This window comes from Rhodospirillales bacterium (assembly GCA_016712595.1).
In the GTDB taxonomy this organism is placed as follows: domain Bacteria; phylum Pseudomonadota; class Alphaproteobacteria; order Rhodospirillales; family Defluviicoccaceae; genus Defluviicoccus.
Genome location: JADJQT010000001.1, coordinates 1,781,621 through 1,808,337, shown reverse-complemented (window position 1 = coordinate 1,808,337; position 26,717 = coordinate 1,781,621). Strand labels below are relative to the sequence as shown.

General features: G+C 61.8%; 24 protein-coding genes and 3 pseudogenes. 19 read left to right on the top strand and 8 right to left on the bottom strand.

What is annotated here, in order from left to right; genetic code table 11:
• Positions 1-597 precede the first annotated feature (597 nt).
• The 3 genes and pseudogenes from IPK66_08150 (at position 598) to IPK66_08140 (ending at position 3,508) form a co-directional block, all read left to right on the top strand.
• Positions 598-2,217 (top strand): recombinase family protein, encoded by a 1,620-nt coding sequence (locus IPK66_08150; GenBank protein ID MBK8175222.1) that lies wholly within the window; start codon positions 598-600, stop codon positions 2,215-2,217.
• A gap of 37 nt (positions 2,218-2,254) precedes the next feature.
• Positions 2,255-2,972: pseudogene (locus tag IPK66_08145) on the top strand (ISAs1 family transposase).
• Positions 2,973-3,079: 107 nt separating this feature from the next.
• Positions 3,080-3,508: a hypothetical protein gene (locus IPK66_08140; protein ID MBK8175221.1), complete on the top strand. Its 429-nt coding sequence runs from the start codon at positions 3,080-3,082 to the stop codon at positions 3,506-3,508.
• On the opposite strand, the gene IPK66_08135 is transcribed toward IPK66_08140, so the two are convergent.
• Both IPK66_08135 and IPK66_08130 read right to left on the bottom strand, forming a co-directional pair.
• Positions 3,505-4,122, bottom strand: coding sequence for an IS630 family transposase (locus tag IPK66_08135; protein ID MBK8175220.1), 618 nt, complete (start codon positions 4,120-4,122; stop codon positions 3,505-3,507). The genes IPK66_08140 and IPK66_08135 overlap by 4 nt on opposite strands.
• Before the next feature lie 186 nt (positions 4,123-4,308).
• Complete coding sequence (locus IPK66_08130; GenBank protein MBK8175219.1) at positions 4,309-4,560, bottom strand: helix-turn-helix domain-containing protein; 252 nt, start codon at positions 4,558-4,560, stop codon at positions 4,309-4,311.
• 233 nt (positions 4,561-4,793) lie between these two features.
• Here IPK66_08130 and IPK66_08125 point away from each other — a divergent pair, with 233 nt between their 5' ends.
• From IPK66_08125 to IPK66_08115, 3 genes are all read left to right on the top strand, one after another.
• Positions 4,794-5,759 carry a ChbG/HpnK family deacetylase gene (locus IPK66_08125; GenBank protein MBK8175218.1) on the top strand — a complete coding sequence of 322 codons (966 nt, stop codon included), beginning with the start codon at positions 4,794-4,796 and terminating at the stop codon, positions 5,757-5,759.
• A gap of 133 nt (positions 5,760-5,892) precedes the next feature.
• On the top strand, positions 5,893-7,098 hold the full coding sequence (locus tag IPK66_08120; GenBank protein MBK8175217.1) for an acyl-CoA synthetase: 1,206 nt from the start codon (positions 5,893-5,895) through the stop codon (positions 7,096-7,098).
• Complete coding sequence (locus IPK66_08115) at positions 7,098-7,445, top strand: hypothetical protein (GenBank protein MBK8175216.1); 348 nt, start codon at positions 7,098-7,100, stop codon at positions 7,443-7,445. Before IPK66_08120 ends, IPK66_08115 begins: the two co-directional genes overlap by 1 nt.
• Here IPK66_08115 and IPK66_08110 read toward each other — a convergent pair.
• Positions 7,399-8,160: a class I SAM-dependent methyltransferase gene (locus IPK66_08110; protein MBK8175215.1), complete on the bottom strand. Its 762-nt coding sequence runs from the start codon at positions 8,158-8,160 to the stop codon at positions 7,399-7,401. The two genes, IPK66_08115 and IPK66_08110, sit on opposite strands and share 47 nt — an antisense overlap.
• Positions 8,161-8,233: 73 nt before the next feature.
• Here IPK66_08110 and IPK66_08105 point away from each other — a divergent pair, with 73 nt between their 5' ends.
• Positions 8,234-9,403: a class I SAM-dependent methyltransferase gene (locus IPK66_08105; protein MBK8175214.1), complete on the top strand. Its 1,170-nt coding sequence runs from the start codon at positions 8,234-8,236 to the stop codon at positions 9,401-9,403.
• 25 nt (positions 9,404-9,428) lie between these two features.
• Here the strand turns inward: IPK66_08105 and IPK66_08100 are convergent, their stop codons facing one another.
• Both IPK66_08100 and IPK66_08095 read right to left on the bottom strand, forming a co-directional pair.
• Positions 9,429-10,433: a hypothetical protein gene (locus IPK66_08100; GenBank protein ID MBK8175213.1), complete on the bottom strand. Its 1,005-nt coding sequence runs from the start codon at positions 10,431-10,433 to the stop codon at positions 9,429-9,431.
• A 20-nt stretch (positions 10,434-10,453) separates the two neighbouring features.
• Complete coding sequence (locus IPK66_08095) at positions 10,454-11,818, bottom strand: tryptophan 7-halogenase (protein MBK8175212.1); 1,365 nt, start codon at positions 11,816-11,818, stop codon at positions 10,454-10,456.
• A gap of 40 nt (positions 11,819-11,858) precedes the next feature.
• Between IPK66_08095 and IPK66_08090 the strand changes: the two are divergent.
• The 11 genes and pseudogenes from IPK66_08090 (at position 11,859) to IPK66_08040 (ending at position 21,679) form a co-directional block, all read left to right on the top strand.
• A pseudogene (locus IPK66_08090) lies at positions 11,859-12,130 on the top strand (acyl carrier protein).
• 82 nt (positions 12,131-12,212) lie between these two features.
• On the top strand, positions 12,213-13,124 hold the full coding sequence (locus tag IPK66_08085; GenBank protein ID MBK8175211.1) for a lipid A biosynthesis acyltransferase: 912 nt from the start codon (positions 12,213-12,215) through the stop codon (positions 13,122-13,124).
• Positions 13,111-13,791 (top strand): YdcF family protein, encoded by a 681-nt coding sequence (locus IPK66_08080; GenBank protein ID MBK8175210.1) that lies wholly within the window; start codon positions 13,111-13,113, stop codon positions 13,789-13,791. The genes IPK66_08085 and IPK66_08080 overlap by 14 nt, the downstream gene beginning before the upstream one ends.
• A gap of 54 nt (positions 13,792-13,845) precedes the next feature.
• Positions 13,846-14,643 (top strand): beta-ketoacyl synthase chain length factor, encoded by a 798-nt coding sequence (locus IPK66_08075; GenBank protein MBK8175209.1) that lies wholly within the window; start codon positions 13,846-13,848, stop codon positions 14,641-14,643.
• Positions 14,637-15,086 carry a hypothetical protein gene (locus tag IPK66_08070; GenBank protein ID MBK8175208.1) on the top strand — a complete coding sequence of 150 codons (450 nt, stop codon included), beginning with the start codon at positions 14,637-14,639 and terminating at the stop codon, positions 15,084-15,086. Before IPK66_08075 ends, IPK66_08070 begins: the two co-directional genes overlap by 7 nt.
• Positions 15,083-15,658, top strand: a complete 576-nt coding sequence (locus IPK66_08065; GenBank protein ID MBK8175207.1) for an outer membrane lipoprotein carrier protein LolA — start codon at positions 15,083-15,085, stop codon at positions 15,656-15,658. Before IPK66_08070 ends, IPK66_08065 begins: the two co-directional genes overlap by 4 nt.
• Positions 15,658-18,051: an MMPL family transporter gene (locus tag IPK66_08060; GenBank protein ID MBK8175206.1), complete on the top strand. Its 2,394-nt coding sequence runs from the start codon at positions 15,658-15,660 to the stop codon at positions 18,049-18,051. Before IPK66_08065 ends, IPK66_08060 begins: the two co-directional genes overlap by 1 nt.
• Positions 18,052-18,211: 160 nt before the next feature.
• Entirely contained in the window at positions 18,212-19,390 is a 1,179-nt protein-coding gene (locus IPK66_08055) for a beta-ketoacyl-[acyl-carrier-protein] synthase family protein (GenBank protein ID MBK8175205.1), read from the top strand.
• Positions 19,390-20,178 carry a beta-ketoacyl synthase chain length factor gene (locus IPK66_08050; protein MBK8175204.1) on the top strand — a complete coding sequence of 263 codons (789 nt, stop codon included), beginning with the start codon at positions 19,390-19,392 and terminating at the stop codon, positions 20,176-20,178. Before IPK66_08055 ends, IPK66_08050 begins: the two co-directional genes overlap by 1 nt.
• Position 20,179: 1 nt before the next feature.
• Positions 20,180-20,911, top strand: coding sequence for a 3-oxoacyl-ACP reductase FabG (gene fabG / locus IPK66_08045; GenBank protein MBK8175203.1), 732 nt, complete (start codon positions 20,180-20,182; stop codon positions 20,909-20,911).
• 3 nt (positions 20,912-20,914) lie between these two features.
• A complete protein-coding gene (locus IPK66_08040) occupies positions 20,915-21,679 on the top strand; it encodes a glycosyltransferase family 2 protein (GenBank protein ID MBK8175202.1) in 765 nt (254 codons plus the stop codon).
• Positions 21,680-21,736: 57 nt separating this feature from the next.
• Here IPK66_08040 and IPK66_08035 read toward each other — a convergent pair whose 3' ends face one another.
• From IPK66_08035 to IPK66_08025, 3 genes are all read right to left on the bottom strand, one after another.
• Positions 21,737-22,831, bottom strand: coding sequence for a hypothetical protein (locus IPK66_08035; protein MBK8175201.1), 1,095 nt, complete (start codon positions 22,829-22,831; stop codon positions 21,737-21,739).
• Positions 22,824-24,065 (bottom strand): L,D-transpeptidase family protein, encoded by a 1,242-nt coding sequence (locus IPK66_08030; GenBank protein MBK8175200.1) that lies wholly within the window; start codon positions 24,063-24,065, stop codon positions 22,824-22,826. Before IPK66_08030 ends, IPK66_08035 begins: the two co-directional genes overlap by 8 nt.
• Before the next feature lie 554 nt (positions 24,066-24,619).
• Entirely contained in the window at positions 24,620-25,276 is a 657-nt protein-coding gene (locus tag IPK66_08025; GenBank protein MBK8175199.1) for a LysE family transporter, read from the bottom strand.
• A gap of 253 nt (positions 25,277-25,529) precedes the next feature.
• On the opposite strand from IPK66_08025, the pseudogene IPK66_08020 reads away from it, so the two are divergent.
• Positions 25,530-26,681: pseudogene (locus tag IPK66_08020) on the top strand (ABC transporter permease).
• Positions 26,682-26,717: the final 36 nt, after the last annotated feature.

The window sequence follows — 26,717 nt, the reverse complement described above, 5'->3', positions numbered from 1 at the left end:
CTGGATAGCCCGAAGCGACCAACCTACCCGTCCGCAGGCGGCCGATGAAGTCAGCGAGGAGCGCGCCCCAAGCTCGCTCGGAGGCACGGACCAGCCAATTAACTCTGTGTACCCGGGAATATGTGTCCTGGTCTACGGACGGCCACGCACCGCCCGAGACAATAAGCGTTTGCCGGTGCTTGCCCGCCGCCGCATGGAATGCCTGCACGTACGCGTCCCACAAGGCGGGATCGGAGTATTTCTCGATCGCATCGCTGAGCGACAGGCCTTCGTCGCGTGGCAGATGTTGATCAAATGCGCGTCCCATACACCATATTGGTTCATATGGGCCATATTTGACAAGGCGTCAATTGTGCACGCGGTTTTCATGCGCTCGCTAGAGACCCGTTCATGCGGCGCCCGGTAGAGCCCAAACGGTCCGGCGGAGAACATCAGGCTGAAACGGATGTCGGCGAAGGTGAGTTACATGGCACGGCGGAAGCGGCTAGTATGTCCAAGGACACCACGCCGCCGGATGCCAGACTCGTACAGTTGACACACCTGCTAGCAAGGCAGGCAGCCCGAGAATGGTACCTGCGGCACAAGCAGAGAAAGTAGATGCGTGCCGCTATCTATGCCAGATACTCGAGCGACAATCAGAAGGATGCCTCGATTGCGGATCAGATGCGGCTGTGCCGGCTGCATGCCGAGCGCAACGACTGGTCGATTGTCGAGGAGTACGCCGATCACGCGATTTCCGGCGCCTCGCTAATTCGCCCCGGCATTCAGGCGCTGATGGCGGACGCCGGCCGTCGCCAATTCGACGTCATCCTGACCGAAAGCCTCGACCGTCTGTCTCGCGATCAGGAGGACATCGCCGGGATTTACAAGCGGCTGCGTTTTGTGGGAGTGCGGATTGTCACCTTGTCCGAGGGCGAGATCAACGAACTGCACATCGGCCTTAAGGGCACGATGGGGGCGCTGTACCTCAAGGACCTGGCGGACAAGACACGGCGCGGGCTGCGCGGCCGGATCGAGGCCGGTAAGTCAGGCGGCGGACTCTGCTACGGCTACAAGGCCGTGCGCAAGACGGACGAGGCCGGCGACCCCATCTGCGGCGAAAGGATTATCGACGAGACGCAAGCCGAAGTCGTCCGTCGCATCTTCCGCGAATACGCGGACGGAAAGTCGTCGCGAGCGATCGCCTGGGCGTTGAACCGGGACGGCGTAGTGGGGCCGTTCGGCAATTCCTGGGGACCATCGACCATTCACGGCAACCCGAAGCGCGGCAATGGCGTCCTCAACAACGAGCTGTACATTGGCCGGCTGGTGTGGAACCGGCAGCGGTTCGTCAAGGACCCGGAGACCGGCAAGCGGGTGTCCCGCCTCAATCCCGAACACGAGTGGGTCATTCAGGATGTGCCCGAGCTGCGCATCGTCGATGACGCGCTGTGGAAGCGGGTGAAGGAACGGCAGCGTGCGCTCGCCTACACGCCGAAGGACAAGACCAACCCGAACCCGATGAACAGCCGTCGTCGGCCGAAGCACCTGCTGGCCGGGCTGGCGAAGTGCGGCTGCTGCGGTGGTGGCTACACCCTAATCTCCGAGCACCTGCTCGGCTGCGCGACCGCGCGGAACAAGGGCACCTGCAACAACCGGCTCAACATTCGGCGCGACGCGCTGGAGGCGTCGGTGCTGAGTGGGCTGCGGACGCACTTAATGCAGCCGGTGCTGTTCCGCGAGTTCTGCGCGGAGTTCACGGCGGAGATCAACCGGCTGCGGATGGAAGAGCGGGCATCGCAGGCGGCGTGGGAAGCGGAGCTGCCGCGCATCGACCGCGAACTCGACCGGCTCGTCGAGGCAATCTGCAAGGGCGTGGACGCTCTGAAGGTGAAGGACAAGATCGAGCAACTGGAGGCGCGTAAGGCCGAGCTGGCCTCGAAGCTGGCCAACGCGCACGAGCCGCCGCCGCTGTTGCATCCGAACATGGCCGAGATCTGGCGGCAACGGATCGGCGGCTTGCATGAGGTGCTGGCCGACGAGGCCGCGAAGGCCGAGGCGCTTGCGCTGCTGCGCTCGCTGATCGAGCGGGTGACGCTGGTGCCGGAGCGCGGCCAGCTGGCGATCGAGTTGCGCGGTGATCTGGCGGCGATGCTGACGTTTGCCGCGAACAAGCGCAGATCGCCCGGCGAACGCGCCGATTTGGGGGCGCAAGTATCGTTGGTTGCGGGGGGATGATTTGGATTCTGTCATGGGTTTCGTTGGGAGGGAGCCCATGCCGTCTCTGATCACGATCTTCCGGGAGATGCCGGACCCGCGCCGTGGCAATGCGCAGCGCCACGACCTGCTCGATATCCTGGCGATCGCGCTGGTGGCGTCGGTGTGCGGGGCGGAAAGCTGCGTCGACTTTGCCAAGTTCGCCGAGGACCGGGAGCCGCTCCTGCGCGAGTTCCTGCGGCTGGAGAACGGCTTGCCCAGCCACGACACGTTCAGCCGGGTGTTCCGGCTCCCGACCCCGCGACCTTCGCGCGGGCCTTCGCGGCGTTTCTCGCCGACCTCGGCGCCGACGGGACGGGGGTGCTGGCTATCGACGGCAAGACGCTGCGCCGCTCCTTCGACCGCGCCGCCGCCCGCTCGCCACTGCATGTGGTGACCGCCTTCGGCGCGGACGCGCGGCTCAGCGTGCGCCAGCGGGCGGTGGTGCCGGGGAGAACGAGATCACCGCCGCCCGCCTCACTCCCGAACACTTCGCTCGCGCCGTGCGCGCCCACTGGGCCATCGAAAACGGCCTCCACTGGGTCCTCGACGTCACCTTCGACGAGGACACCGCCCGCAACCGCGCCGACAACGGCCCGGAAAACCTCGCCATCCTGCGCCGGCTGACCCTCAACCTGCTGCAAACCGCCCGACCCAAGCTCGCCGTCAGCCGCAAGCGAAAACGCGCCGGCTGGCCCGATGACTTCGCCAGATCCATCATCGGCCAAATGCGATAGCCCTGTTCCAGACAGCCCCGGGCCTTGCCTCGCAGTTTTTTCTGCGCGACAGTACTTGTGATAACGACCTGCGTTCGCCTGCAAGAGTACTGAGCCGTGATGGGAGCATGCCGACCGTCCGCATTATCGCCGATTACGCCGCTAACGGTTTTCTCCTTGCCGACGCCGATGCACGCGCGATCGGGCATCTGCCAATCGACGATGACCTGTTAACGCGCCTTGCCGCGTGGAACGACCGCTACGAGGCCTGCGATCCGCAGGCTTTCGAAGACATCAGCGGATCTTGCTTCGACTTTGTTCGCTTTGCCGCTGATGGCCTCGCCTTGGCGCAGGCGATCAAACGCGCTCTGCCCCGATGGACCGTACGTTTCTGGGACGACGCGCTCGACTGGTTTCTGGCCCGCGATCCACGCACCTACGATCCCACTCGCGCCGAATACGAGGTCACCCTCAAGGATGCCTTGGCCGCACGACCCGGTGCAGCACAGCGCTTGTCCATCGCGTATTACGTGGGCTCATCGCGTCACTACAGCTAAGCAGCGATTCGTAGGTTTGCACACGTTTTGGATTGGCGTTCGTTGTTGAGGTCAGTGACGGCAGCATGGATGGCGCGGTCGAGATGGTCGAGGTCTCGGAAGGTCTGATGGGCGAGGAAATGCCGCTTCAGGTCACGCCAAGCATGTTCGATGTCGTTCAACTCGGGGGCGTACCTCGGCAGCCATTCGACGCACAGCCATGGCCGCGCGGCGAGGGCGGCACGCGACGCCTTGCTGGTATGAATGGGACCGTTGTCGATGACGAGCACGACCGGCTTCGTCGGTCGGCCGGGGCGCGGGCCATGGAGCTCGTCGAGCCGCGTCAGCAGAGCGATGAAATCGCTGCTTCGCTTGCTCCGGCTGGTCTCGACGACCAGCGTGCCGGCCGCGAAGTCGAGCGCGCCGATCATCGCCACCTTGCGCGCCTGGCCGGGCGCTGCGACGCGCAGGTCGGCGCCGCGCCCGGCCCACACATGCGCGAGATAAGGATGGGTGAGCGCCTCGGACTCGTCTTCGAACAGCAGCACGAGGTCGCCGGCCTGGGCCTGCTGCTTCAGCAGACGAAGCCGCAGGCCGGAGCGATCGACGGCCTGGGCGTCCTGCCGCCCCTTCAGCGTGTGCCGGGGTCGCCGCCAGCGAAAGCCCCCTTTTGCGCATCACCACGCTCAGCCGCGACTTGGAAATCCGCTCGCCGGTGCGCCGCTCGATCTCGTTCTGCAACCGCGGCAGCGTCCAGTTCCGCCGATCGGCAACCTCGTCCGTCAGCACTGCCGAGACCACCGCCAGCGCCGCCCGCGCCTTCACCGGCTCCGGCCCCGGTGCCTTGCGGGCGCGCAGGCCCGCCACCCCTCGCGACCGAACGTCCAGCGCCAATGGCGCACGCTGTTCGGCTCGACCGAAAACGCTTCGGCAATCCGAGCGCTCGACCAACCCTGCAGCGACAACAAAATCGACCGCGCCCGATCCGCTTCCGCCCGATCCGGCGAACCGGCCAGCGCACGCAACTCCTCGCACTGCTCCGCCGTCGTCACTACCCGAGGACGGCCCGCCATGACAACACCAAAATCCAGTGATCCCTCCACCAGAGCCTGCCATATGTGGATCGCCCAAGGGAATCCTGCTTAGCACGCTGCACGCTTCCGCTGTGTTCCGGCGCACATCGCCCTACCTCATTGAGATCCATCGGAGGCAAACGCAATGACTATTATCGCGTAATTGTGCATATAGATTGATTTGAATGCGTACGTCCGCCTGCCCAAAATCTGAGGAATATCGTTAGGAACCCATGACCGCACTGCAACTTACTCCTGCCGACCCCGTAACGGCAAAAGCTCCGATCGGATTTGCGCTATGCGCCGATGATTATGGTCTCTCACCCGCCGTCGGCGCAGCCATTCGTCACCTCATCACCGCCTCTCGCCTCTCTGCCGTGAGTTGCATGATGACCACCGAGTACTGGCCAGACGAAGGCTCGAAACTTCGATCCATGGCCGATAGCGTCGATGTCGGTCTGCACGTATGTCTTACCGAAGGCGGGCCGATGGGACCGATGCCGGTACTGGCTGCGCAAGGAACCTTTCCGAAACCGACATCTTTGGTGATTCGCTCCTTGTTTGATCGTATCGACCGGGCCGAGATCGCCGCAGAAATCGACCGCCAGATCGATCGCTTCATTGCCGTAATGAAGCGCCCGCCCGATTTTCTCGACGGTCATTTGCACGTTCACCAACTGCCGGTTATCCGCGCCGCGGTTTTTGACGCCCTCTGCCGGCGCTTCCCGCATGGCAAGCCGTGGTTACGCAATTCCTGCCAATCACTGGGAGAAATGCTCTGGCATCCGAAAGTAGTTGCGAAAGCGCTGACAATCACGCTTCTGGGTCTGGGATTTGGCCGCCTCGCCGCACGCCACGGAATTGCCAGCAACCGCCATTTCCGCGGCATCCGGCCGTTCAGCCCCCGCCCCTCGTTCGCGCAGTTGTTTCCTTGCTTTCTCGATCGAATTGCCCATGGCACACTCGTAATGTGTCATCCGGGGCTCGATGATGGTGAGTATGGCGATCCACGCCACCCACCAAGATTGCGAGCGGAGGAATTCGCATACCTGAGCAGCAGCGCGTTCACTACGCTAATGCAAACGCGCAATGTCGCGCTTGTTCGCTTCAGCGATGTGGCGGCGAAAGAGTTTCAACACCGCCGTGCTACCGCCGACCGCGCATTGCCGGCGGTTTCCCCCGGAGCCGTCTACAAATAAGTTTCGCCCGATGGAAGCTTCTGCCACCGCACTTTGGTCAGCATCGTCGCAAGCTGAAAACTCTCGGTTCGCTTGGTACGGCGATCGAAAGGCGATCACGCAAAGGCAATTTCGCGCTGACGTAATGGCTGTGATGCCGCATTTGCCGGAGAACGCCTACGCGGTCAACCTCTGCGAGGATCGATATCTGTTCACGGTCGCCTTCGCGGCCGTCGCCAGCCGCGGCCAGGCCTGCCTTCTGCCAACGAGCCGCATCGATGCGGACGTTGAGAATGCGAAGCACCTTTTCCCGAATAGCTATCGGTTGCGCGATGATGCGCTCGCATCCTGGATCGGAGACCGCGATGCTCAAGACGGCGCTTTGTCGCTTCCACCGATCCCGACTGACCAAATCGTCGCTGTGCCGTTTACCTCGGGTAGCACCGGTCCGTCCCAACCGCACCCCAAGCGCTGGGGCGAGCTCGTCGAAGGCGCACGCCTCGCCGAACGCCGCTTCGGTTTTGCCGCACAGGACATAACGGCTATCGTCGCCACCGTGCCGCCGCAGCACATGTACGGCTTTGAAACGAGCGTGATGCTACCGCTCGTTATCGGTATCGGTGTTCACGCCGCCAGGCCGTTCTTTCCCGACGACGTGCGTCAGGCGCTGGCGGACTCAGCGCCTCGTCCCGTACTGGTGACAACACCGGTGCACCTTGCCGCGTGCGTCGACCTCACGCTCACCTGGCCGCCGATCGCGTTCGTCATCTCGGCGACGGCGCCGTTGCCGGCCGATCTGGCCGCTCGAGCGGAGCGGACATTTGCAGCCCCGGTACTGGAGATCTACGGATTTACCGAAGCCGGCTCGATCGCCAGCCGGCGAACGGTCAACGAGACCGATTGGCGCCTTTATGACAGTATGACCATTCGCGATGGCTCACTCGTCGCACCACACCTGTCCGGCACAGTGCCAATCAACGATACCATCGAACTACGGAGCGTAGAACGCTTCGCCCTGACCGGACGATCTCGGGATATCGTCAATATCGCCGGCAAGCGCACGTCGCTCGCCCATCTTGATCACGTCCTTCGCGGGATCGATGGCATCGAGGACGGGGTATTCATTATCCCCGATGAAAGCTCTGGGCGTCGAACCCGCCTCGCGGCTGCGGTAGTCGCTCCGTTACTCTCGCGTCGGGACATCCTTACCGCCCTCATGGGCCTCATCGATCCGTTGTTCCTCCCACGTCCGTTGATCATCGTCGATCGATTGCCGCGCAACGCCTGCGGCAAGTTGCTACGGCACGCTTTGCTTGATCTGCTGCATGGACACACCGGGGGACGTGACAGGCATCGTTGATGAGTAAACGTACGGCATGCGTTTCAGACGATCACCCCAGCCTCTCCGGACACTTCCCGGGCCACCCGCTGGTGCCGGGCGTGGTGATCCTGCAGCGCGTCATTGCCGCGCTCGAAGATCAGGATAGCGACTGCCGTATGGTGGAAGTGAGCCGGGTCAAATTCCTCAAGCCGCTGTTTCCGAATCAGACGTTCGAAATTGCGATCCAGCAAATTTCAACTGAACGCGTGGAATTCGCCTGCCAATGTGGGGGCATCGTGATTGCATGCGGCCGACTGATCATCACCACGACAGCGGCACTCAAGGCTTGTGCCCAAGATAGGCAACGAACACGCCGAATTCGTTGATGTTCCGCACATCAGCGAACCCCGCGTCTCTAAGCGCCTGGGTGATGGCGCCAGCAGGCACGCAATGCTCGATCGTGTCCCAGAAATACCTCATCAGCGTCCGCGTCTCGTCAACCCTCGTCGTTATGCCGGCCAACATTGGCACGATCCGTCGCAAATAAATCTCTGCGAGAGCATATCCTCGCCGCCCTTTCGGACGCACAATCTCCAAAAGCAAGAGCCTGCCGCCCGGACGCAGGACACGGTAAAACTCAGCAAACGTATCCGAGAGGTCAGCAACGTGGCGCAAGGCATACCCCATCGTGATCGCATCAACACTGGTCGTTCGTACCGGCAGTTGCTCGGCACGGCCTTGCAGCAGGGGAGCGTCGATCATCGCGCGTGCTCTCAGGAGCATTTTGAAGCTGATGTCGATCCCGACCACCGATCCGTGGGGGCCGACGAGTCGCGCCGCCTGACGTGCTACCAGTCCAGTCCCGATCGCGACATCGAGCACCCGCATACCAGCCTTAATACCAGCCGTTTGCAGGGTCCGCCGACGATACCAATTCCCGAGACCGAACGACGCCCAGGAATTTATGCCATCGTACGCACCAGCGGTGCGATCGAACAGGTTTTGTACAAACGCCTCGCGCGCATAATCCTCGCCGTAGTACCGCAATAGCGGTGGATGAGGAGCGACGGACCGTGCCTCCTTTAAAGGATCGTTCGGCATGACAACACACTCACATCGACCAGCTCGGCCATCTTCCAGTTCCGCCGCTGAACTTGCGTCAGAACGGCAATCTGTGCAACGCGATCCTCGACTCTCTTTGCTACTCGCCGATTATCCGGACGACGTGTTTGACGACCGCTTGCACGCGAGCATCGAGATCGCCGATCGAGCCGCGTTGATATTTGCAGTTATCGCCGCCCGCGATATCGGCATTCTTTCGCAACTCGAAACCCCCCGCTCCGCCGCTTGGCTGTCGCAGACGCTAGGACTTGCCAAAGGCTTCTCGGCAGTCCTGGAATGGCTTCTCGAACGGCTGGAAACCGCCGGAATTCTCGCCGTCATGCCGGATGCGAACGTCCGACGCTATCGCCTTGTTGAACAGCCGCCTGACTCAGATCCGGCACAACTTCGCGCCGCGGCAATGACCGTTGATCCGGCCAATGCCGCGACATTTGATCTCCTCCAAACTGCGGCGAGCGCATACCCCGCCCTTGCTCGCGGCGAGATTGCCGGGCGCGACGTTGTACTCAATCCGGAGAACGTCGAATTGTGGCTGCGATACTTCGCCAATACGAACCCACTATATGCAGTCAACAACTGGGTTTCCGCCACAGCGGCGGTCAAACGGCTGGATCGGTGCGACCGCCAGGGTCGTGGTGTGCGAATCCTCGAAGTCGGCGCCGGAGCGGGCAGCGGCAGCGAGAGGCTCCTCGACCTGCTCGAACGGCGCGGCCTGCTATCTCAGGTCCAGACGTTTCACGTCACCGAGTTGAGCGCATTTCTCCGCCGCAAAGCCCGGCGCGGGCTCGCGCGCTTTCGTACGGTACCATTGACGTTCGCCAGCCTCGATATCAACCAGCCATGGGAGGAACAGGAGGCGAAGGAAGCAAGCTTCGACCTGATTTATGCAGTCAATGTCCTGCATGTCGCCCACGATCTTGGCTTTTCCCTTACCCAGGCTCGGAAATGCCTGGCGCCGGGAGGCTGGCTGGTAGCGGGAGAATGCTTGCGTCCCTCCCCGCACGCGCCGCTATATGTCGAACTCATTTTCCGTCTGCTCGAAGATCCCGCCGTCGTCACCGACGCCCTAGCACGCCCGAATGCCGGATTTTTGGAATGGCGGCATTGGCAGGCTGCTCTGCAAGCAGCCGGCTTTTCGACGATCGAGACGGACCCGGATCACGAGCGCATCCTAGAACTCTGTCCTAATCTGTTCATCGGCGCGGTCTGTGGACAGAACTGAACGCTGGCGTCGCCCAAACCGACACTCAGGCGTCTACGCAATAAGCCAGTCCCTCGATCTCTATGTGCAACTCTGGCCGGCAGATGTCGGCGGCAAGGATGATCACTGGTAAATCCGCTCCAAGGCGCTCGGCAATGACCTCCCGCACAAACGGAGCAAACTCGACAATACGCAGATATGCACGCAACACAGCGAATCGGGCGATGCGCTGCCGCGCGGATGCCGCAGCAGCCAGAAGCGCGTCAAGATTATCGATGGTCTCGCCGAGTTGCGCCAGGGGGTCATCCTCATGGCGGGACTGGTGACCTACGATGCTGGCGGTACCGGAAATCAACAAAAGCTCTGCTTCGTCGGCGCGCGGGAGCAACACGGAGCGCGAAAACGACGGACTACGCGGAGCATACCGCTCCGGATAACGAAAGGCACTGACCTGGCGAGGATTTTCGATCTGCAACCCAGGTCCGCGGCAAGCGAGAAACTGTACCGTCAGTCCGGGCACATGACTCCCGAGGGCGGATGCCGCCGGCAAGCGCATCTCGCATCCTGCAGCCGATTCGGCTAGCGCGGCAAAACGGCCGCGACAGAACGCCTGATAACGGTCGAGATCACCGCAGATTGCATGAATGTTAGCAAAGAAATGCCAGACGCGAAGCAGATGCGGATAACCGGCGTCTCGTGCGCAAGCGAGAAGCCGGTGATAAGCGGTGACCGTTGCTGTCTCGATCCCGCCGCATGCAGAATCATCGAGGTGGAGATGACCGAACAGGACCTCGCCATTGTGTGTAGCGACGACGCCTTCGAACAATGAAGATACAGCGGCCGTCGAACCGAACCATGCTTCGAATATCTGTTCGGCGCTTTCGGGAACGGCGAGTGGGACCCAGGCAAGTCGCGCATCGGGAACGCTTGGACGCGTCTCGCCAAAGCCGATCATCGCGAGCAATCGATCATCGGTGAGCACTGTGCTCACCTCGTCCGCGCGGATATGGGCCACGCGAACAGGTGTCGCCTGTGCAATCCTATCCGTCATGTAAGCCCGTCGCTACCAAATCACAGGTGATCCACGGGTAGAGTTCCGTCAGCATAGCGCTCGCGAATGCTGCGCTGGCGCACTTTGCGTGCGGCATATGCGCGCGGAAATTCAATCAGCCATGCGCCAAAGTAGATCAGTTTAAATAGCGCGAGTGGCCAGAAAATCGGCGTACTACCAAATATATCACCGGACAGCATCGAGATAATCGCACGCTTAACACGGAACGTATCACGCGGCATCATAAATAACTTCTGCATAGGTGGCGACGTAAACCGGTAGATAAACCAGGAAACGGTACGAATACCGCCTCTAACTGTCTCCTCGAAGCGACGAAACTCCGGCTCCGACGTTTCGGGGTCTCGCAGATATGCGTCAACAGCATCCGCAGCATAGCTCGCACCGTTCATGGCGAAAAAGACGCCCGTGGAAAATACGGGATCGACGAAGGCAAACGCATCGCCGACCAGCAGGAAGCCATTGCCGCGAATGCGGGAAGAATAGTATGAAAAATTTCCCGTTGCTTGCGCCGCTCCGACGATTTCGGCGTTACGCAGTCGCTTCCGGACCTCCGGACATAGCTGAATTGTCTGCCAGAGAAACTCCGTCGCCTCAACTTTGCGCGTCTTTAGATATGTCGGCGAGCACACCGCACCGACGCTGGTCAAACCATCGCGCAACGGAATTATCCAGAACCAGCCGTGCTCGAACCAGTAGATGCTGATATTACCTTCGTCGTCTCCGGTACGACGAACGACGCTTCTATAGTGGGCGAACAGGGCTGCACTATGATGTTTAGGGTTTTTCTTCTTTAATCCTAGTTTTCGCGACAAGAACGTGTCCCGGCCTGAGGCATCGACAACGAAGCGTGTGTGCCAGAAAAGGCGATAACCGGCGCCGTTACGCGCTTCGACAAGATGCCGGCCGTCACCACCAAACGTCACCTCCCGGACTTTGACTCCCTCAAATGCCGAAACGCCCCGCGCCGAACAATGGCGGAACAGCAGTTCGTCGAATTCCGACCGGCGGACCTGGAACGCGTATCGCGGCGAAAACTTCAGGGCATCTTTGAAGTAGATTGTTTCCATACGATCGCCGGAACCGGCCGGACAAAATTCGGCTCCGTTCTTGACGACACCGATTTGGCGCACCTGTTCCAGCACGCCCAACCGCTCGAAGAGCGGCAGGTTCATCGGCAGCAATGATTCGCCGATATGAAAACGAGGGTGGTAATCCTGTTCCAGGAGCACCACCCGCCACCCTTTTTCAACGAGGAGAGAGCCGAGCGTCGTTCCCGCCGGACCGCCGCCAATTACAACGACGTCGGCCGTCGAGATAGGTGACGCGGTATCGGCGTTGCGATTATAAATGGCTTCCGTCTCCATTGCTCAACGACAACCGAGACCCGTACGAGTATCGAGAATCATGCACGATCTATCGGCCCTTGAACTGGAAGTCGCCACTCTGTTAATCAGCACGCTTGATCTTCCGGACATGACTGCGGAAGACATCGCACCGCAGCAGCCGCTGTTCGGTGACGGCTTGGGGCTCGATTCCTTGATGCGCTCGAACTGGCATTGGCGATAACAAAGAGATATGGCTTTCAGTTACGATCGGACGACGCCAACAACACCAAGATTTTTGCGTCGTTGCGCGATCTGTGCAAGCACATCGAGATAAACCGAGTGAAACAATGACATCGAGCTGCGCCCCGCGACCCCGCGGTACGGGGAGGGTGTCTGACAGTGCTAGGCGGCAGCGGATATCTGCGACGTTACGGTGAGCCAAGCTTGGCAACGCCAACCGGAACGGGGCTCTACGGGCGCCCTGTCGATCATTCATTGGATTGGCACCCGTATCGGTCGTCGCAGCGCGCGCGCGCTGCTTTATCCGATTTCTCTCTATTTCCTGCTGACCGCGGGCGACGTACGGCGGGCCTCGCGTCGGTACCTCCGGCGCATCCTGAGACGCGAGCCCGGCTGGACCAGCATACTGCGCCATATCCATTGCTTCGCCAGCACTATTCTTGATCGCGTGTTTCTGCTGACGGGTCAGTTCGAGCGTTTCGATATCCGCGTGCATAACGGCGCGATAATCCTCGATCAGGTCGCCAGCGGCAGCGGCGCGCTGCTGTTGAGCGCACACCTTGGCAGCTTCGAGGTCCTGCGTGCCATGGGCATTACCGGACGACAGCTCCCGGTCAAGGTGCTGATGAATGTTGATCATAACAGTGCAATGACGCGATTCACCAACGCCCTCAACCCACAAATGGTAGATTCGATCATCCCCATTCAGGGCGTAGGAACACTGCTCGCGGTCAAGGAAGCACTTGATCAGGGATTCTTGGTTGGTGTCCTGGGAGACCGTGTCGTTCGCAACGACCGGGCGATTGCCTGCGCCTTTCTCGGTAGACCAGCCGCTTTTCCGGTTGGCCCGCTGATGATAGCATCGGCCCTGGGATGCCGAGTCATCCTGGCCTTCAGTCTTTATCGCGGCGGGAATCGCTACGATATCTACTTCGAGCCGCTGGCCGATAGCATTTCAACGGCGACAGGGCGAAGCGCCAAAGAAATCGCCCCCTGGCTACAAGTTTATGCCGACAGATTAGCTTGGCATACCCGCCTGTCACCCTATAACTGGTTCAATTTTTTTGACTTCTGGGCAGATGAGCGCCGTGATGAACGAACGTAGCACCACGCGTCTGGCGATGATCGGCGCCGACGGCCTGGTGACACTTCTGCTGTCCAATCTGGTGATCATCGGCACTTGTGGCGCCAGCCTTCTCTGGAACGTTGGCACGGTATGGAACGTTGCTCGTTCAGCCCCGGTCGAGATCGATCCACCGGACCTTCTAGTCGTCCTCGGCATGAGGTTGCAAGACAATGCCGTGACCGCAGGCTATGCCCAGCGGCTCCGGCGTGCCGCGGAACTCTTTCGAGTAAGCGGTGACGCAACGATCCTGATCCTCGGCGGCCGGACCGGAGGGGCATCGATCAGTGAGGCGGAACAAGGGAGACTCTTCCTGATCGCAGACGGCATCCCGGCGGCGCGGATCTGCATCGAGGACCGCTCGACCCACACGCTTGAGAACCTGCACTACGCCCGCGCGCTGCTAGAAAAGCGCGGCGACTTCCCGCTGGCCCTGATCACCAGCCGTGATCATCTGGCTCGTAGCAAGGCGCTCGCGCTCGGACTGAATCTACGACCGGTGTTATGTGCCGCCGAGGAATGCTGGAGCGGCGGCTTCGTTTCGGCGATGCAACTCATCCGCGAGGGATACTTTCTGCATTGGTATAAGATCGGCAAAATCTGGTCGCAGTGGACCAACAATCGCCGCAGCCTTGCGCGAATTTCCTGATGCCTCCCTTGCGCTTGTCAAGGCGATCATCCAAAACTCGCTACAATGACGGTCGTGAAGAGAGCCCTGTTCGTCCGTGCGGTGGCAATCTGTGCTGCCGGCCTTGCCGACTGGCCCGCAGCCGCACCGGTGCTGCAGGGCATCCGGCCTTATCATGGACACGACTTACCGATATTGACTCTCCTCCATTTGCCAGCGACGGAGCGGCGGCGGATCACACCGAGCGTGCGTCTCGCACTGCACGTTGCGGCGAGCGCCCTCGAACAAGCCGGCCTCGCCGAGAACTCTCCGCTTCGCGCCGTCTTCGCCTGTTCAAGAGGCAACGCCGAAGCCTTGCAAGCCGTCCTGACGGAAATCGATGAGCCTGCACCAATGGATTCCCCTCGCCAGTTCTCGCGCGTGGATCACAACGCAGCCGCAGGCTACTGGGCGATCATCCGTGGTCCTGCGGGCGTCAGCGTCAGCGTTGGCGCCTACGACGGAACATTTGCCGCTGGTCTCATCGAAGCGTTCGCCGCCAGCCTCGATGACGCACTCATCCTGTTGGTCGTGATCAACGTTCCGCTGCCGGCCGCACTGCATCGAAGTCGAACGGTGACCGTACCGTTCGCCGCCGCGATGCTGCCTGGCACCGAACCTCACGCGCGATGTCTCGGCAGGTGGCGATGCCACATCGTCGCTCGCCGCCATGAGGATCGGTGCTCGAACCAAGCACTGGAAAATCTACGCATTAGCAATCCGGCGGCGCGATGCCTGCCCCTATTGCAGCAGCTCGCGAGGGGCGAATCCGGCACGGTCGCCCTACCCTACCTTGCGGACCGCTCGCTTATGGTCAAGCATTGGCCATGCTGATCGATCGCGCCGGCATCGCTACGCTGATCCCTCATGCTGGCGCTATGTGCTTGCTCGACGGCGTCCTGCGGTGGGATGACGTATCGATCACCTGCGTGACCTACTCGCATCGGGCACCCGACAATCCATTACGTTCGGACGGCCGCCTGGAGGGGCTCAACGCGCTCGAATATGGCGCACAGGCGGCAGCCATTCATGGCGGGCTCCTCGCCCGGCAGCAGGGACGAGCGGCCGTGCCCGGATATTTGGCGGCAATCCGCCATGGGACACTTACCGTCCGCGATCTCGCCGAAGTAGACGACCGACTGATGGTTTCAGCGCATCTGATACACGTCGATGCCACCGGAGCGATCTACGACTGCTCCGTCAACGCGGGGAATACGCTGATTGCCTCGGCCCGCATCAGCATCGTCAACCGCCCGGACGGCGACAACCAACGATGAGGCTCCTAGGCGCTCTGCTAGCCGTAGCCGGTATCGCCCTGTCGCACTCCGCGCTTGCACAGGCCTGGAAGATCGAGCAGCTCATGGCCAGCATGGCCTTGGTTCGCAGCGAACGCGCCTACTTTCAGGAAGAAAAGCACCTCGAAATCCTCGATCAGCCGACGCAAACCGGCGGCCAGCTCGCTTATAGGGCGCCGGATTATCTACTCAGGCAAACTGTAACCCCCACGTCCGAGACTCTCGAAGTCGACGGTGAGTGGCTCCAGATCGACAATGAAAAGACAAAGGAACGCGTTTTCTTGCCGTCCTATCCCTTCCTTCAGGCCCTGGTTGAAGCCGTCCGCTCGACGATGGCCGGCGATCTTGACCGTTTGAAACAATTCTATTCCGTCCGTCTCGAAGGCGCCGCCGATGCCTGGACTCTGCTTCTCGATCCGCTTCAGCGCGAGGTTGCGCGACACCTGAGCCGCGTTGTCATTCGCGGTCGCGACAACCGTATCGCCAGCGTGGAGACGATTGAAGCGAACGGTGACCGCAGCATAATGACCGTAACCATCAGCAACATTGAATAATGGTTGGACGCGTTCGAGCCTGGTTCGCGCTGGTCGTCTGGCTCGCCGGGCTTGCAATCTGCGCCTGGCTGGTCGTAACGCGCGTCGAGATCGTTTTCGATATAACCCGGTTTCTGCCACGCGACGATCCGGCCGTGCTGCTGCTAGACGAAATTCAAGCGAGCCAATCGGGGCGTTTGCTTTTCATCGGCATCGAGGGCGGTACCGAGGGCCAGCGCGCAGCCGCGAGCGCCGCGCTCGCCGGCCGCTTGCGCGCCACGGGTCTGTTCAGCCGCGTCGACAACGGCACCGTTCTTGGAGACGACGCGCAGGCAAAAGCCTTGTTCGGCTATCGCTACTTGCTCAGCCCGAGCGTTTCGGCGGCACGGTTTACAGAAGCCGGATTGCGAACGGCGCTGCAGCAAGGACTACGTGTCCTGCGCTCGCCGATGTCGATCGTCGAGAAGCGCCTGTTGCCACAGGACCCGACGGCAGAAATGCAATCACTTTTGCGCCTATGGCTCGCCGATCGGCACCAGCCGATGAACCGATCGGGCGTGTGGTTTTCGCCCGACGGCAACCAGGCCGTGCTGCTGGCAGAAAGCCGCGCCGCAGGATTCGACGTACCCGGTCAGAAGGCGGCGATCGCCGCAGTAGGCAAGGAGTTCACGGCTATCAACGGCGAGAGCAAGATGTCTTTGCGGCTCGGTGGACCGAGTGTACTCACGGTCAGCTCGCAAGATCGCATTCGCGGCGACGTCGAGCGATTGAGTCTTGCTGCAAGCATTTTGATTGTCTGTTTACTGTCGGTCGCGTATCGCGCGCCGCGCGCGGTGGTATTAAGCGTGCTGCCCCTGATTTCGGCGATCCTGGTTGGCGCCACCGTCACCTACGCGATCTTCGGTTACGTTCACGGCATTACCTTTGGATTCGCCATCACGCTGCTTGGCGTCTGCGTCGATTACCCCATCATTTTGATGAGTTTCGCAAGGGGCCATCAGTCAGTCCGCCAGCGCCTTCGCCAAATCGCGCCACTTCAGCGATTGTGCGTGACCTTGACCGCCACCGGTTATCTCGCGCTGATCAGTCCAGCTTTCCCAGCACTGTCCCAGCTTGGCGTATTCGCCGCATCAGGCTTAATCACCGCGATGGCAGTGACCCGCTGGGTTCTTCCAGCGTTCCTACCGGAACGCTGGAACGCTCCCGCAACGAGACAACCTTCCAGATGGCTGCAGTATGCGCTACGCGCGCGTTGGCGATGGAGCCGCCCGTTAGCGCTCACCGGAGGTGTTACCGTCCTGGTCTTGCTCACCATCCACCCACCACGCTGGGAAAACGACATTGCGGCGTTAAGCCCGATCCCGCGAGACATGCTGGAGGTCGACCAGCAGCTGCGAAGCGATCTCGGCGCACCGGAAGCCGGGCACTTCGTTGTTATCCACGGCGAGGATCTCGACGACGTTCTGAGCAAAAGCGAAATGGCGGCGACAATCCTCGATGACCTAGTCGCCGCAGGGGCCGCGCAGGGCTATGACGCGCCGTCGCAATTCCTGCCGAGCCGTTCAGTGCAGCGCAACCGGCAAGCGGCGTTGCCAATCCCTGATGTCTTGCGCGCAGCGATGATGGGCGCTGTCACCGGCCTGCCATTCCAACCGGGGCTCTTCGAGCCATTCCTCGCTGACGTCGAGGCGGCACGAACCGGCCCGTTGGTCCAGCGCGATGATCTCATGAATACGCCGCTTGGCAATCTCCTCGGATCGCTCGCCTTTGCACGGAACAACGGCTGGAGCGGACTTATCATGCTCCGCGACGTCACCGACGCCGATGCCATAGCTGCGGCGTTCCATCGCACGCCGATCGACGGCGTGCATTTCCTTGCCGTGCGACAGGAAACCAACCGCCTGCTCAACACATTCCGCGAGGAGGCGCTTTGGCACCTCGCCTTCGGAGGCGGCGTCATCGTCATCCTGCTGGCGCTGGGCCTTAGATCATGGTCTAGGATGGGCTCCGTCTTGCTGCCACTTTTCTTGTCGCTCTTGCTGACAATCGCCGTACTGAGAGTACTCGATCAAGGCCTGACCCTGTTTCACATCGTCTCACTGCTTCTCGTGACCGGCATCGCGATCGATTACGCTATCTTTTTCAGCCAACCGGAGGACGATTCCGATTATGCCGCGCGCGCACTACACGCGATGTTATTGTGCTGCATCACCACGGTGACCTCATTCGGTTTGCTGGCACTGTCAGCGATTCCGGTGCTGCAAGCGATCGGCATGACCGCAACCATCGGCGTCGCGGCGAACTTTCTGCTCGCCTTTCTGCTTGCACGTCCACGCCACATCAGCGTCGGATCGTCATCCAAAAACTCGAGCAGCGCCTGCGCGGAGCGTGCAACGCCCGGTCGCTTGGATTAATTAAGAAATCCTCATTCGCCCCATGCCCGTGTTTGACGAACACCGGCGCCCAGTGCCTGCAAGCGAGGCGCACAACGTGACACCTTCCGCCCCCAGCAACGGCGATCTGCGACCGCGCGCGACGAGCCGGGCCGTGTTTACGCCAATCGAAACTGAACCAATGGCGATCACGGCGTTTACCACTGTCAACGCGCTCGGTCGCGGGCTTCAGGCGTCACTGACGGCGTTATGCAGCGGGACGAGTGGACTGCGCGCATGCGATTTCCCCCGTGCCGAAATTGATACCTGGATCGGCCGCATCGAAGGGCTGGAACACGAAGCAATCAAAGGCTCATTTGCCGAATATGATTGCCGCAACAATCGGCTGGTCCGTCTCGCGCTGTTGCAGGACGACTTTTCCGTTGCAGTCGAAGCGGCGGTCCGACGCTACGGTCCGGAGCGAATCGGCGTGCTGATCGGCACCAGTACGTCTGGAATTGGTGAGACCGAACGTGCCTACGCCGAGCGTGATCCCCTCACCGGCGAGCTCCCGGCCGACTTCAACTATCGCTGCACTCAGAACGTTTTCTCGGCTGCCGATTTATCCCGTCGGCTCCTTAAACTGGAAGGCCCTGCTCTCGCGATTTCGACGGCTTGTTCCTCAAGTGCGAAGGCATTCGCATCGGCCGCGCGTTACATCCGTGCCGGAATGTGCGATGCATGCGTCGTCGGCGGCGTCGACAGTCTGTGCCTTACGACGCTTTATGGCTTTCGTGCTCTTGAACTCACCTCGCCGCAGCCATGCCGGCCTTGGGACACAGGGCGTGATGGCTTGAGCCTGGGAGAAGCCGCCGGCTTCGTCCTGATGGAACGGCTTGGCGCCGGCGAGCTGGGCCTTGCGTTTCTGGGTTACGGCGAGAGCAGCGATGCGTACCACATGACGGCGGCCCATCCTGAAGGACGGGGCGCGATCCGCGCTATGAACGAGGCGCTCGCCCGCGCCGGGTTGCGCGCGGAACAGGTCGACTACGTCAACCTTCACGGCACCGCGACTCCGCTCAACGATCGCGCCGAAGACAGAGCCGTCGTGGCGGTGTTCGGAACCGAAACGCCGTGCAGTTCCACAAAGGGATGGACAGGTCATACGCTGGGCGCGGCCGGCATCACCGAGGCAATTTTCTCCTGCCTGTGTCTGCGCGAGGGGTTCATCCCGGCGTCGCTGAACACGCGCCACGTCGATTCACAGCTCAGCGCCGCGATCGTCCGCGAATCGCGAACCCAGCCCGTCAACATCATCGTCAGCAACTCTTTCGGCTTCGGCGGAACGAACTGCTCGCTCGTTTTCGGACGCGTCAGCTAATGCCGCTATTTATTGGTGGTGTGGGCCTGATGGGACCGGGCTTGTCCGGATGGCCTGGCAGCCTGCCTGTCTTGCAAGGTCGTATCCCCTATCAGCCGCAACCTGTCGCAACGCCGACACCGGCTCTGCTCGCGGCCGGAGAACGACGGCGCGCGACCGCCGCCGCCAAATTGGTGCTGCAGGTCGGCGAAGAGGCCCTCAGTGACAACGACATCGACGTTGACCACCTATTATGCGTTTTCGCGTCGGCGAGCGGCGAGCTCTCCATCGTCGATAACCTGTGTCGCACGCTGTGCTCGGATGATCGCGCGCTCTCTCCAACCCAGTTTCATAATTCCGTACATAATGCATCGGCGGGATATTGGTCGATCGCCACGGGTAGCGGCGGAGCATCCGTCAGTTTATCGGCATTTGACGATACCTTCGCAGCGGGACTGCTCGAAGCCGCCGTTACTGCCCGGACCGAGCGCGTGCCGGTGTTGTTCGTCGCTTGCGACTTACCCGCACCTGAGCCTCTGCGTGCGAAGCGTCCACTCGTCGATCCTTTCGCGGTCGCGCTGCTGCTGCTCCCACAGAACTCCGCAGATAAATACCCCAGCCTGAGCGTGCAGACCGAAACTGTTCGATCATCGGAGAGCACCCTCGCCGACGCCGCACTCGAGCGACTGCGCCGCAGTAACCCGGCCGCCCGCTGCTTGCCGCTCATCCAAGCGATTGCGACCGGCAGCGCCGCGCCTGTGCGCATTGGAGCTGCGAGCATGCCGATACGTGCCAGCGTTGCCCGTTAACATGAGCAACCTGACGCGGCGCGCAATCGTCACCGGTGGGAGCGGCCATATTGGCGGCGCCGTCTGCCGACGCCTGGCGCGTGACGGCCTGCATGTAATCGTCCACGGCAACCGTCACCCCGAGCAGGCGGGCGCTGTCGCCGCCGCGATCACGACCAACGGTGGTTCGGCCGAAACGGTCACCTTCGATATCCGGGACGGCGAAGCCACCCGCCGCTGCCTCGTGCGATTGCTGGACGCGGGGCCGATCCAGGTCATCATCAACAATGCTGCGATCTACCGCGACGGCCTGATGGCAGCGATGCCGGCCGAGCGATGGCGCGATGTCATCGACGTAAGCCTGAACGGCTTCTACAATGTCACCCAGCCGTTACTTCTGCCCATGCTGGGGACGCGTTGGGGCCGAATCATTACCATCTCTTCGGTTACCGGCGTGATCGGCAATAAAGGCCAAGTCAACTATGCCGCCGCGAAGTCGGGCTTACACGGCGCGACCCGAGCCTTGGCCCTGGAGCTGGCGTCCCGGAGGATCACCGTAAACGCCGTGGCGCCCGGAATCATCGAGGGACCGATCACGGATCAAGCGTTTGACGCCGCGACGATCAAACGACTGGTTCCGATGGGTCGCGCGGGCACCCCCGACGAAGTTGCTGCGTTGGTGAGCTTTCTAGCCTCCGATGAGGCCAGCTACATCTCCGGGCAGATCATCAACATCAACGGCGTGATGGCATAAGCAGTGTCACGGATTGCCGTTGTTATCCCGGCGTACAACGAGGCGGCGACCATCGGAGCCGTCGCCAAAGCGGCATGCACGATTGGCGCCCTCGTGATCGTCGTCGATGACGGCTCCGCGGACGGTACCAGCGGCTGCCTAGACACAGCAGCGGTGACACTACTGCGCAATGATGCGAACTGCGGCAAGGGTGCGAGCCTTTGGCGAGGCATGCAGCAGGCACTCGCCCTCGGGGCCGAAGCCATCGTTACGCTCGACGGGGACGGACAGCATCCACCGGAGCGGATCGGCTGCCTGGTCGCAGCCCACCAGGAATACCCCGAAAGAGTTATTATTGCCGCGCGTATGCTCGAACGGCAGCGCATGCCGGAAACACGACGGTTTGGCAACGAGGTTGCCGACTTCTGGATCTCGTGGGCGGCCGGATGCCCGATCTTCGACAGCCAATCCGGATTCCGACTCTATCCAGCGGCGCTGCTGGCCAACCTCCACCTTCGCCACGGGCGTAGCCGCAGCTTCGTCTTCGAAAGCGAAATCCTCATCGAAGCCGCGCGCCGGGGTTTTCGTCCTCTCGCCGTACCGATTGAGGCGGTCTATCACAACCAGGCGCGTCGCAGCCATTACCGGCCGTGGCTGGATACCGTGCGCATCATATCGATGGTCGCCGGCAAGCTGATCCGTCGTGGAATGGACCCCGCGGGTCTGATTTGCTCGCGGCGGCATCGTCCCGAGGTCTATCGAGCACAAGCGCCGTCAGTCGGCGTTTAACCGTCGGCGTGCCGCCTCAAGGCATGCCGTATCGCCACAAGTGACCGGCGGCCTGACTTACGATTCGGCGCGGACAGGCGGCAGCGAGACCCCTTCCGTCTTTGCCCGCAGAACACCGCGGCGATAGCGGTAGAGTTCGGCCGGCCGGCCTCGTCCCGTGCATTCGACCCGGCCTGTCGGCTCGACGAGTTCGCTTGCCGCCAATGTACGGCGGAAATTCTGCTTGTGCAGGCCCTGACCAGCAAGCGCCTCGACCGTTCTTTGCAGCTGGAACAAGGTGAATTCGCGCGGCAGGAGATCGAAGACGACCGGACGATAGGCGAGCTTGCCCCGCAGCCGACCGAGCGCCGTCGCCAGAATGCGCCGGTCATCGCGGACCATAGAATCGCCAAGGTCAACGCCCGCGCCCGCACATTCGACCGCCACTGCCCGCCCGGCCGTTCCGCCCCACAGCCCAGTGTGTGCACGCTCCTCAGAGTCGCGAACGGCTTCGAGGACAAGTCCCGCCTCGTAGAGGATTTCGTAGCGATCAAGCGTCCGTACCGGGTCCCAGCGTGCGGCGCCGGTTCCGAATGATGTTCCGACGCGCTCTTCTCGCGCGCGCCGGTCAAGCGGATCGCTCGCATCGTCGATGAACGCCTCAAGCGCAGGCCGTATCACCTGATCGATCAGATCCGGACGTCCGCGACGCCAATCCTCCCAAGGGAAAAGATCATACCATTCATGCCAGCGGGCATCGCCGGTACCGGCGACCGGCGATTGCGGCGTTAAGGCGAGATACGCGACAGTAAGGACGCGCGGGCCGCCGTAGGCCTCGCGCGGGTCGCGATAACGGTCCCCGAAGGTATAGAGCTGCTCGACATAGCGAAGTTCAAGGCCGGTCTGCTCCGCAACCCAGTCCCGCAAGCCGGACTGCAAGGTCCGGTGGCGAGCCGGATCGAACGGCCCGGACGGCAGTGAATCGTCGGTGTTCGCCCCTGCGGTTTCGTGCCCTCGCTGCGCCGGTGTCGCGAGGGTGTGGCTCATGCGCCGCACAACCAGAACCTTCGGCACTTCGTTGGTAACCGCGACGATGACCGCCGTCAGTCCAACCACGATCGGTGTCGCCACACCTTCGCTCCGTCGGACGCGTTCCGCCACGAACCTAGTCATCCTGACCGAAGAGCTGCGCCCGCAGCCATCTGACCAGATCGTTCGCGCCATTGGACGTATCCGTCGTATGCCGTTGCTCGGCCGGCTGAACCGCGACGACGGTCGTCGCTCCAACGATGCGGGTTACACGCGTGGGGATTCCTCGCCGCTCGGCGATAACGCGATCGACGACGGTCCAGTCCACATCCTCGCCACCGGGCGCTGCGGAACGGCGCAGAGCTTCGGCGATCCCCGCGGCAGGTTGAGGCTTGAATCGTCCGGCCTTTTCCCATTGTTGCACCTGGGCAAGTGACGGATCTGCCTCGAGATAGATACCGTCGGCGAGGCGCTGGATCTTGATCGGCTGATCGACAACGGTTACCGAGGTTCCGACGGGAACGCGATTGAAGATAAATACGATATCGTTGGCATACATCCGGATGCAACCGCGACTTGCGCGCCGACCGATCCCATATTCCTTGTTTGTTCCGTGGATCAGGTAGGACGGCCATCCTAGATAGAGCGCGTGTGTGCCGAGCGGGTTATCCGGCCCCGGCGCGACGGCGGCCGGCAGCGTCGGATCATCGCGCCGTGCCGAGGGAGTCGGATACCAAACGGGTGCTGCCTGCTTGCGAACGATCCTAGTCCGGCCGATCGGGGTGGCAAATCCGTCACGGCCGATACCGATCGGAAAAGAGACGACGAATTGGTCTCGCTCAAAGAGGTACAGCCGTTGTTCGGGCAGGTTAATGACGATCCCCTTATGGGGCGCATCGGGCAGAAGATGGCGGCTCGGTAAAACGATGGTCGTTCCGTCGCCGGGCAACCAGGGATCGACGCCGGGATTGGCCATCGCAATCTCGGTGAACCCCATGTCGTGCTGTACCGCCAGATCGACCATTGTGTCTTCGTGTCGGGCCGTGATGGTGTCTACCCCCAGCCATGTCTGCTCCATCGCGAGCCGTGGCAGATCCGGCTGTGGGCCGGCCACTGAGGCATCAAGCGCTTCGGGCGCGTGCGTGCGCATCACTGGCTTGCGCTCGCCGCCGGTTGACACCACGCGCGTCGTCACAAGCGCACCGAATTCGGCGCCCGGTGCCCCAGGCTTTGCCGGAGCGGCCATTGACGGGCGTGCTGGCGGCGGCAGGAAGGCGCCCCCTCTCGGCACGGGTTTGCGCAGCGATTGCGGATCCGCCGCCGGGGTGGTCGCGGGCCGGCCCAGCGCGGCTTGCTCCCAAGCGGGGCGACCGTCCATCGCGCAGCCAAGGAGAAGCATCGTCGCCGCAACCACAAGGACGCTGGCAAACGCAGGCACTGATCTAAGTGGCCGTAGCCCGATTCGCATTCCAGCCCTTTTCCACCGAGCTGCCCAACCAGCTCGCAGATGCCTTTAGCTCGGCTTCGCCGCCAGTCGCGAACAAACGATCGCTCTCGCGTGCGATACCTGCAACTGGCCCCAGTTACATGCCCCTTTATGGCTAAAAGATATGATTTTGCAAAACTATATGGCAGCGGCAGTTGCAACCGACTGCCGCCTCCGTGCCGCGACCGGCGTGCGCAGCACACATTCAGACTGGTGGCACGCGGACATTCCGTAATCTCCAGCGGCCCTTTGCACTGCTGTCCTTCGATCGCGCGAATCTTTTGCCATCGGACGCGATAAGAAACGCACCAGACTTTCCCGGTTTCTCGGCAATGGCTTTGGCGGGACCAATTAAGGCGCACGAATCCAGCGCCGTGCCCACATCCGACGAATCGCGAGGATTCGTTAGCGTCGTGCGACCATCGAGTTCCGCTCTGCAAAAAGCGTCAGATCCGGACGTCCCAAAGCGCCAGCAGACTGGCGGCACCGAACCCGACGACCACCAGGCCGAGAACGACGTTCAGAACGACGATAAACTCAAGGGAAAGGTGCCGGCGAATAAGGAACGCCGTCCCGGTCAGTGTCGCCCACCACAACATCGAGCCGGTGAACACACCGACGACAATCAGCCAACTCAGGCTCAGCTTGTCGCTGTCGTGATGGAACAACCCGAGCCCCGCGAACACCCCGACGAAAGCGATCAATGTTGCCGGATTGATGATCGTGAGCGCGAAACCCGTACTCAGCGCTCCGGTCCACGCCCGCCAACGGCGTAGCTGGTGGTTGACTGAGGGGGCCTCCGCATCAAATTTCGGGCGTCGTTTGGCGATCATCCGCGCACCCACGAAGATCAAGAAGACGCCGCCCATTAGAAGGACGGGCTTTTGGTTCTCGAGGATATAGCGGGTCAGGAGCGTCAACCCGAACATTGCACCCATCGCCAGCAGCGAATCGGCGACCGCCGCACCCAAGCCGGTGACGAGGCCGGCAACCCAGCGTCCATGGATTGCCCGTCGCAGGCACATGGCACCGATGGCGCCGATCGGCACCGCAACGACGAAGCCGGCAAGCATCGCCTTTAACAGCAATAGGACGCCGTACACTGCAGACCGATCCTCGCTACCGTCAGTCCCTGTTTCAGTTCCGGCGAAGTAAGACCGGGCGCGACACGTCGCCGCTGGCGCCTCTATAACGGCCGAATCCAGTGCTCGCCAGTCAGCATGTCCGCCGCGGCGAGAATTCCTCCGGTTCGTGCACCTGCATCCGCACCACAGGTTGACCTGCCAAGGTTCAGAGGTTACGCACAATCGGATGGTGCATTGCCCGGCGAGTGAGATGCCCGGCGAAGAACAGCAAATGAGTATCGCGAGCCCTGCCGATACCGAGCCGCGCGTGCGCCCGAGCCGCCCGGATGCGCATACGCTATTGTTGCACCTTTCGGGAAACTGGACGGTTCACGGCCCGCTTCCAGCACCGGACGAGTTAATTCAAGTACTTGACGACGCAAACTCCGCAGAACGGATCGCTTTCGACACTTCGCCGCTTGGTCGCTGGGATAGCGGGCTTCTCATGACCCTGATCGCGATACGCGAGGCAGGCAGCGCGCGACAGTTGAAATTCGACCCCTCCGGACTGCCGGATGGTGTTCAGCGCCTGCTACGGCTGGCGAGCACAGCCGCGGCGGGCATGGACGAGCCCCACGCCGTCACCGACACCTCCTTTGTTGGCCGCGTGGGCACGAATTCACTCGCGCTCGCGCGCGCCGCCGCCGAAGCGACGGGTTTCATCGGCGAGGCGACGCTGGGTACCGTGCGCCTCGCGACCGGTCGCTCGCAACTGCGCCGCGGCGATGTCCTGCTGCTGATTCAGCAGACCGGCGCAAGCGCGCTGCCGATCGTGGCGCTGATCAGCGCGCTGGTTGGGCTGATCCTCGCCTTCGTCGGCTCGGTGCAATTGCAGATTTTCGGTGCCCAGATCTATGTCGCCAATCTCGTCGCCATCGGCATGACCCGCGAGATGGGGGCGATGATGGCGGCGATCATCATGGCCGGCCGCACCGGCGCCGCATTCGCCGCCCAATTGGGAACGATGCAGGTCAACGAAGAAATAGATGCGCTGAAGACACTCGGTATCGATCCGATTGATTTCCTCGTTCTGCCGCGGATCGTCGCCTTGATTTTGATGATGCCGCTGCTCTGCATCTATGCCGACGTCATCGGCATCTTCGGCGGCTTCGTCGTCGGTATCGGACTGCTCGATTTATCACCGCCGCAGTATTGACATCAAACGCTCGCGTGGTTGAATACGAAGGATCTCCTTCTCGGCATTGGCAAGAGCGCCGTCTTCGGCGTGATCATCGCCATCTGCGGATGTTTACGTGGCATGCAATGTGGCCGCAGCGCCGCAGCCGTAGGGTCGGCGGCAACATCGGCGGTCGTCACGGCAATCGTTTGGATCATCGTCGCGGATGGCCTGTTTGCCGTGATCACCAATATCCTGCGCATCTGACAAGAGGCCCGCTGTCACGGATGGACGTTCTCGCCC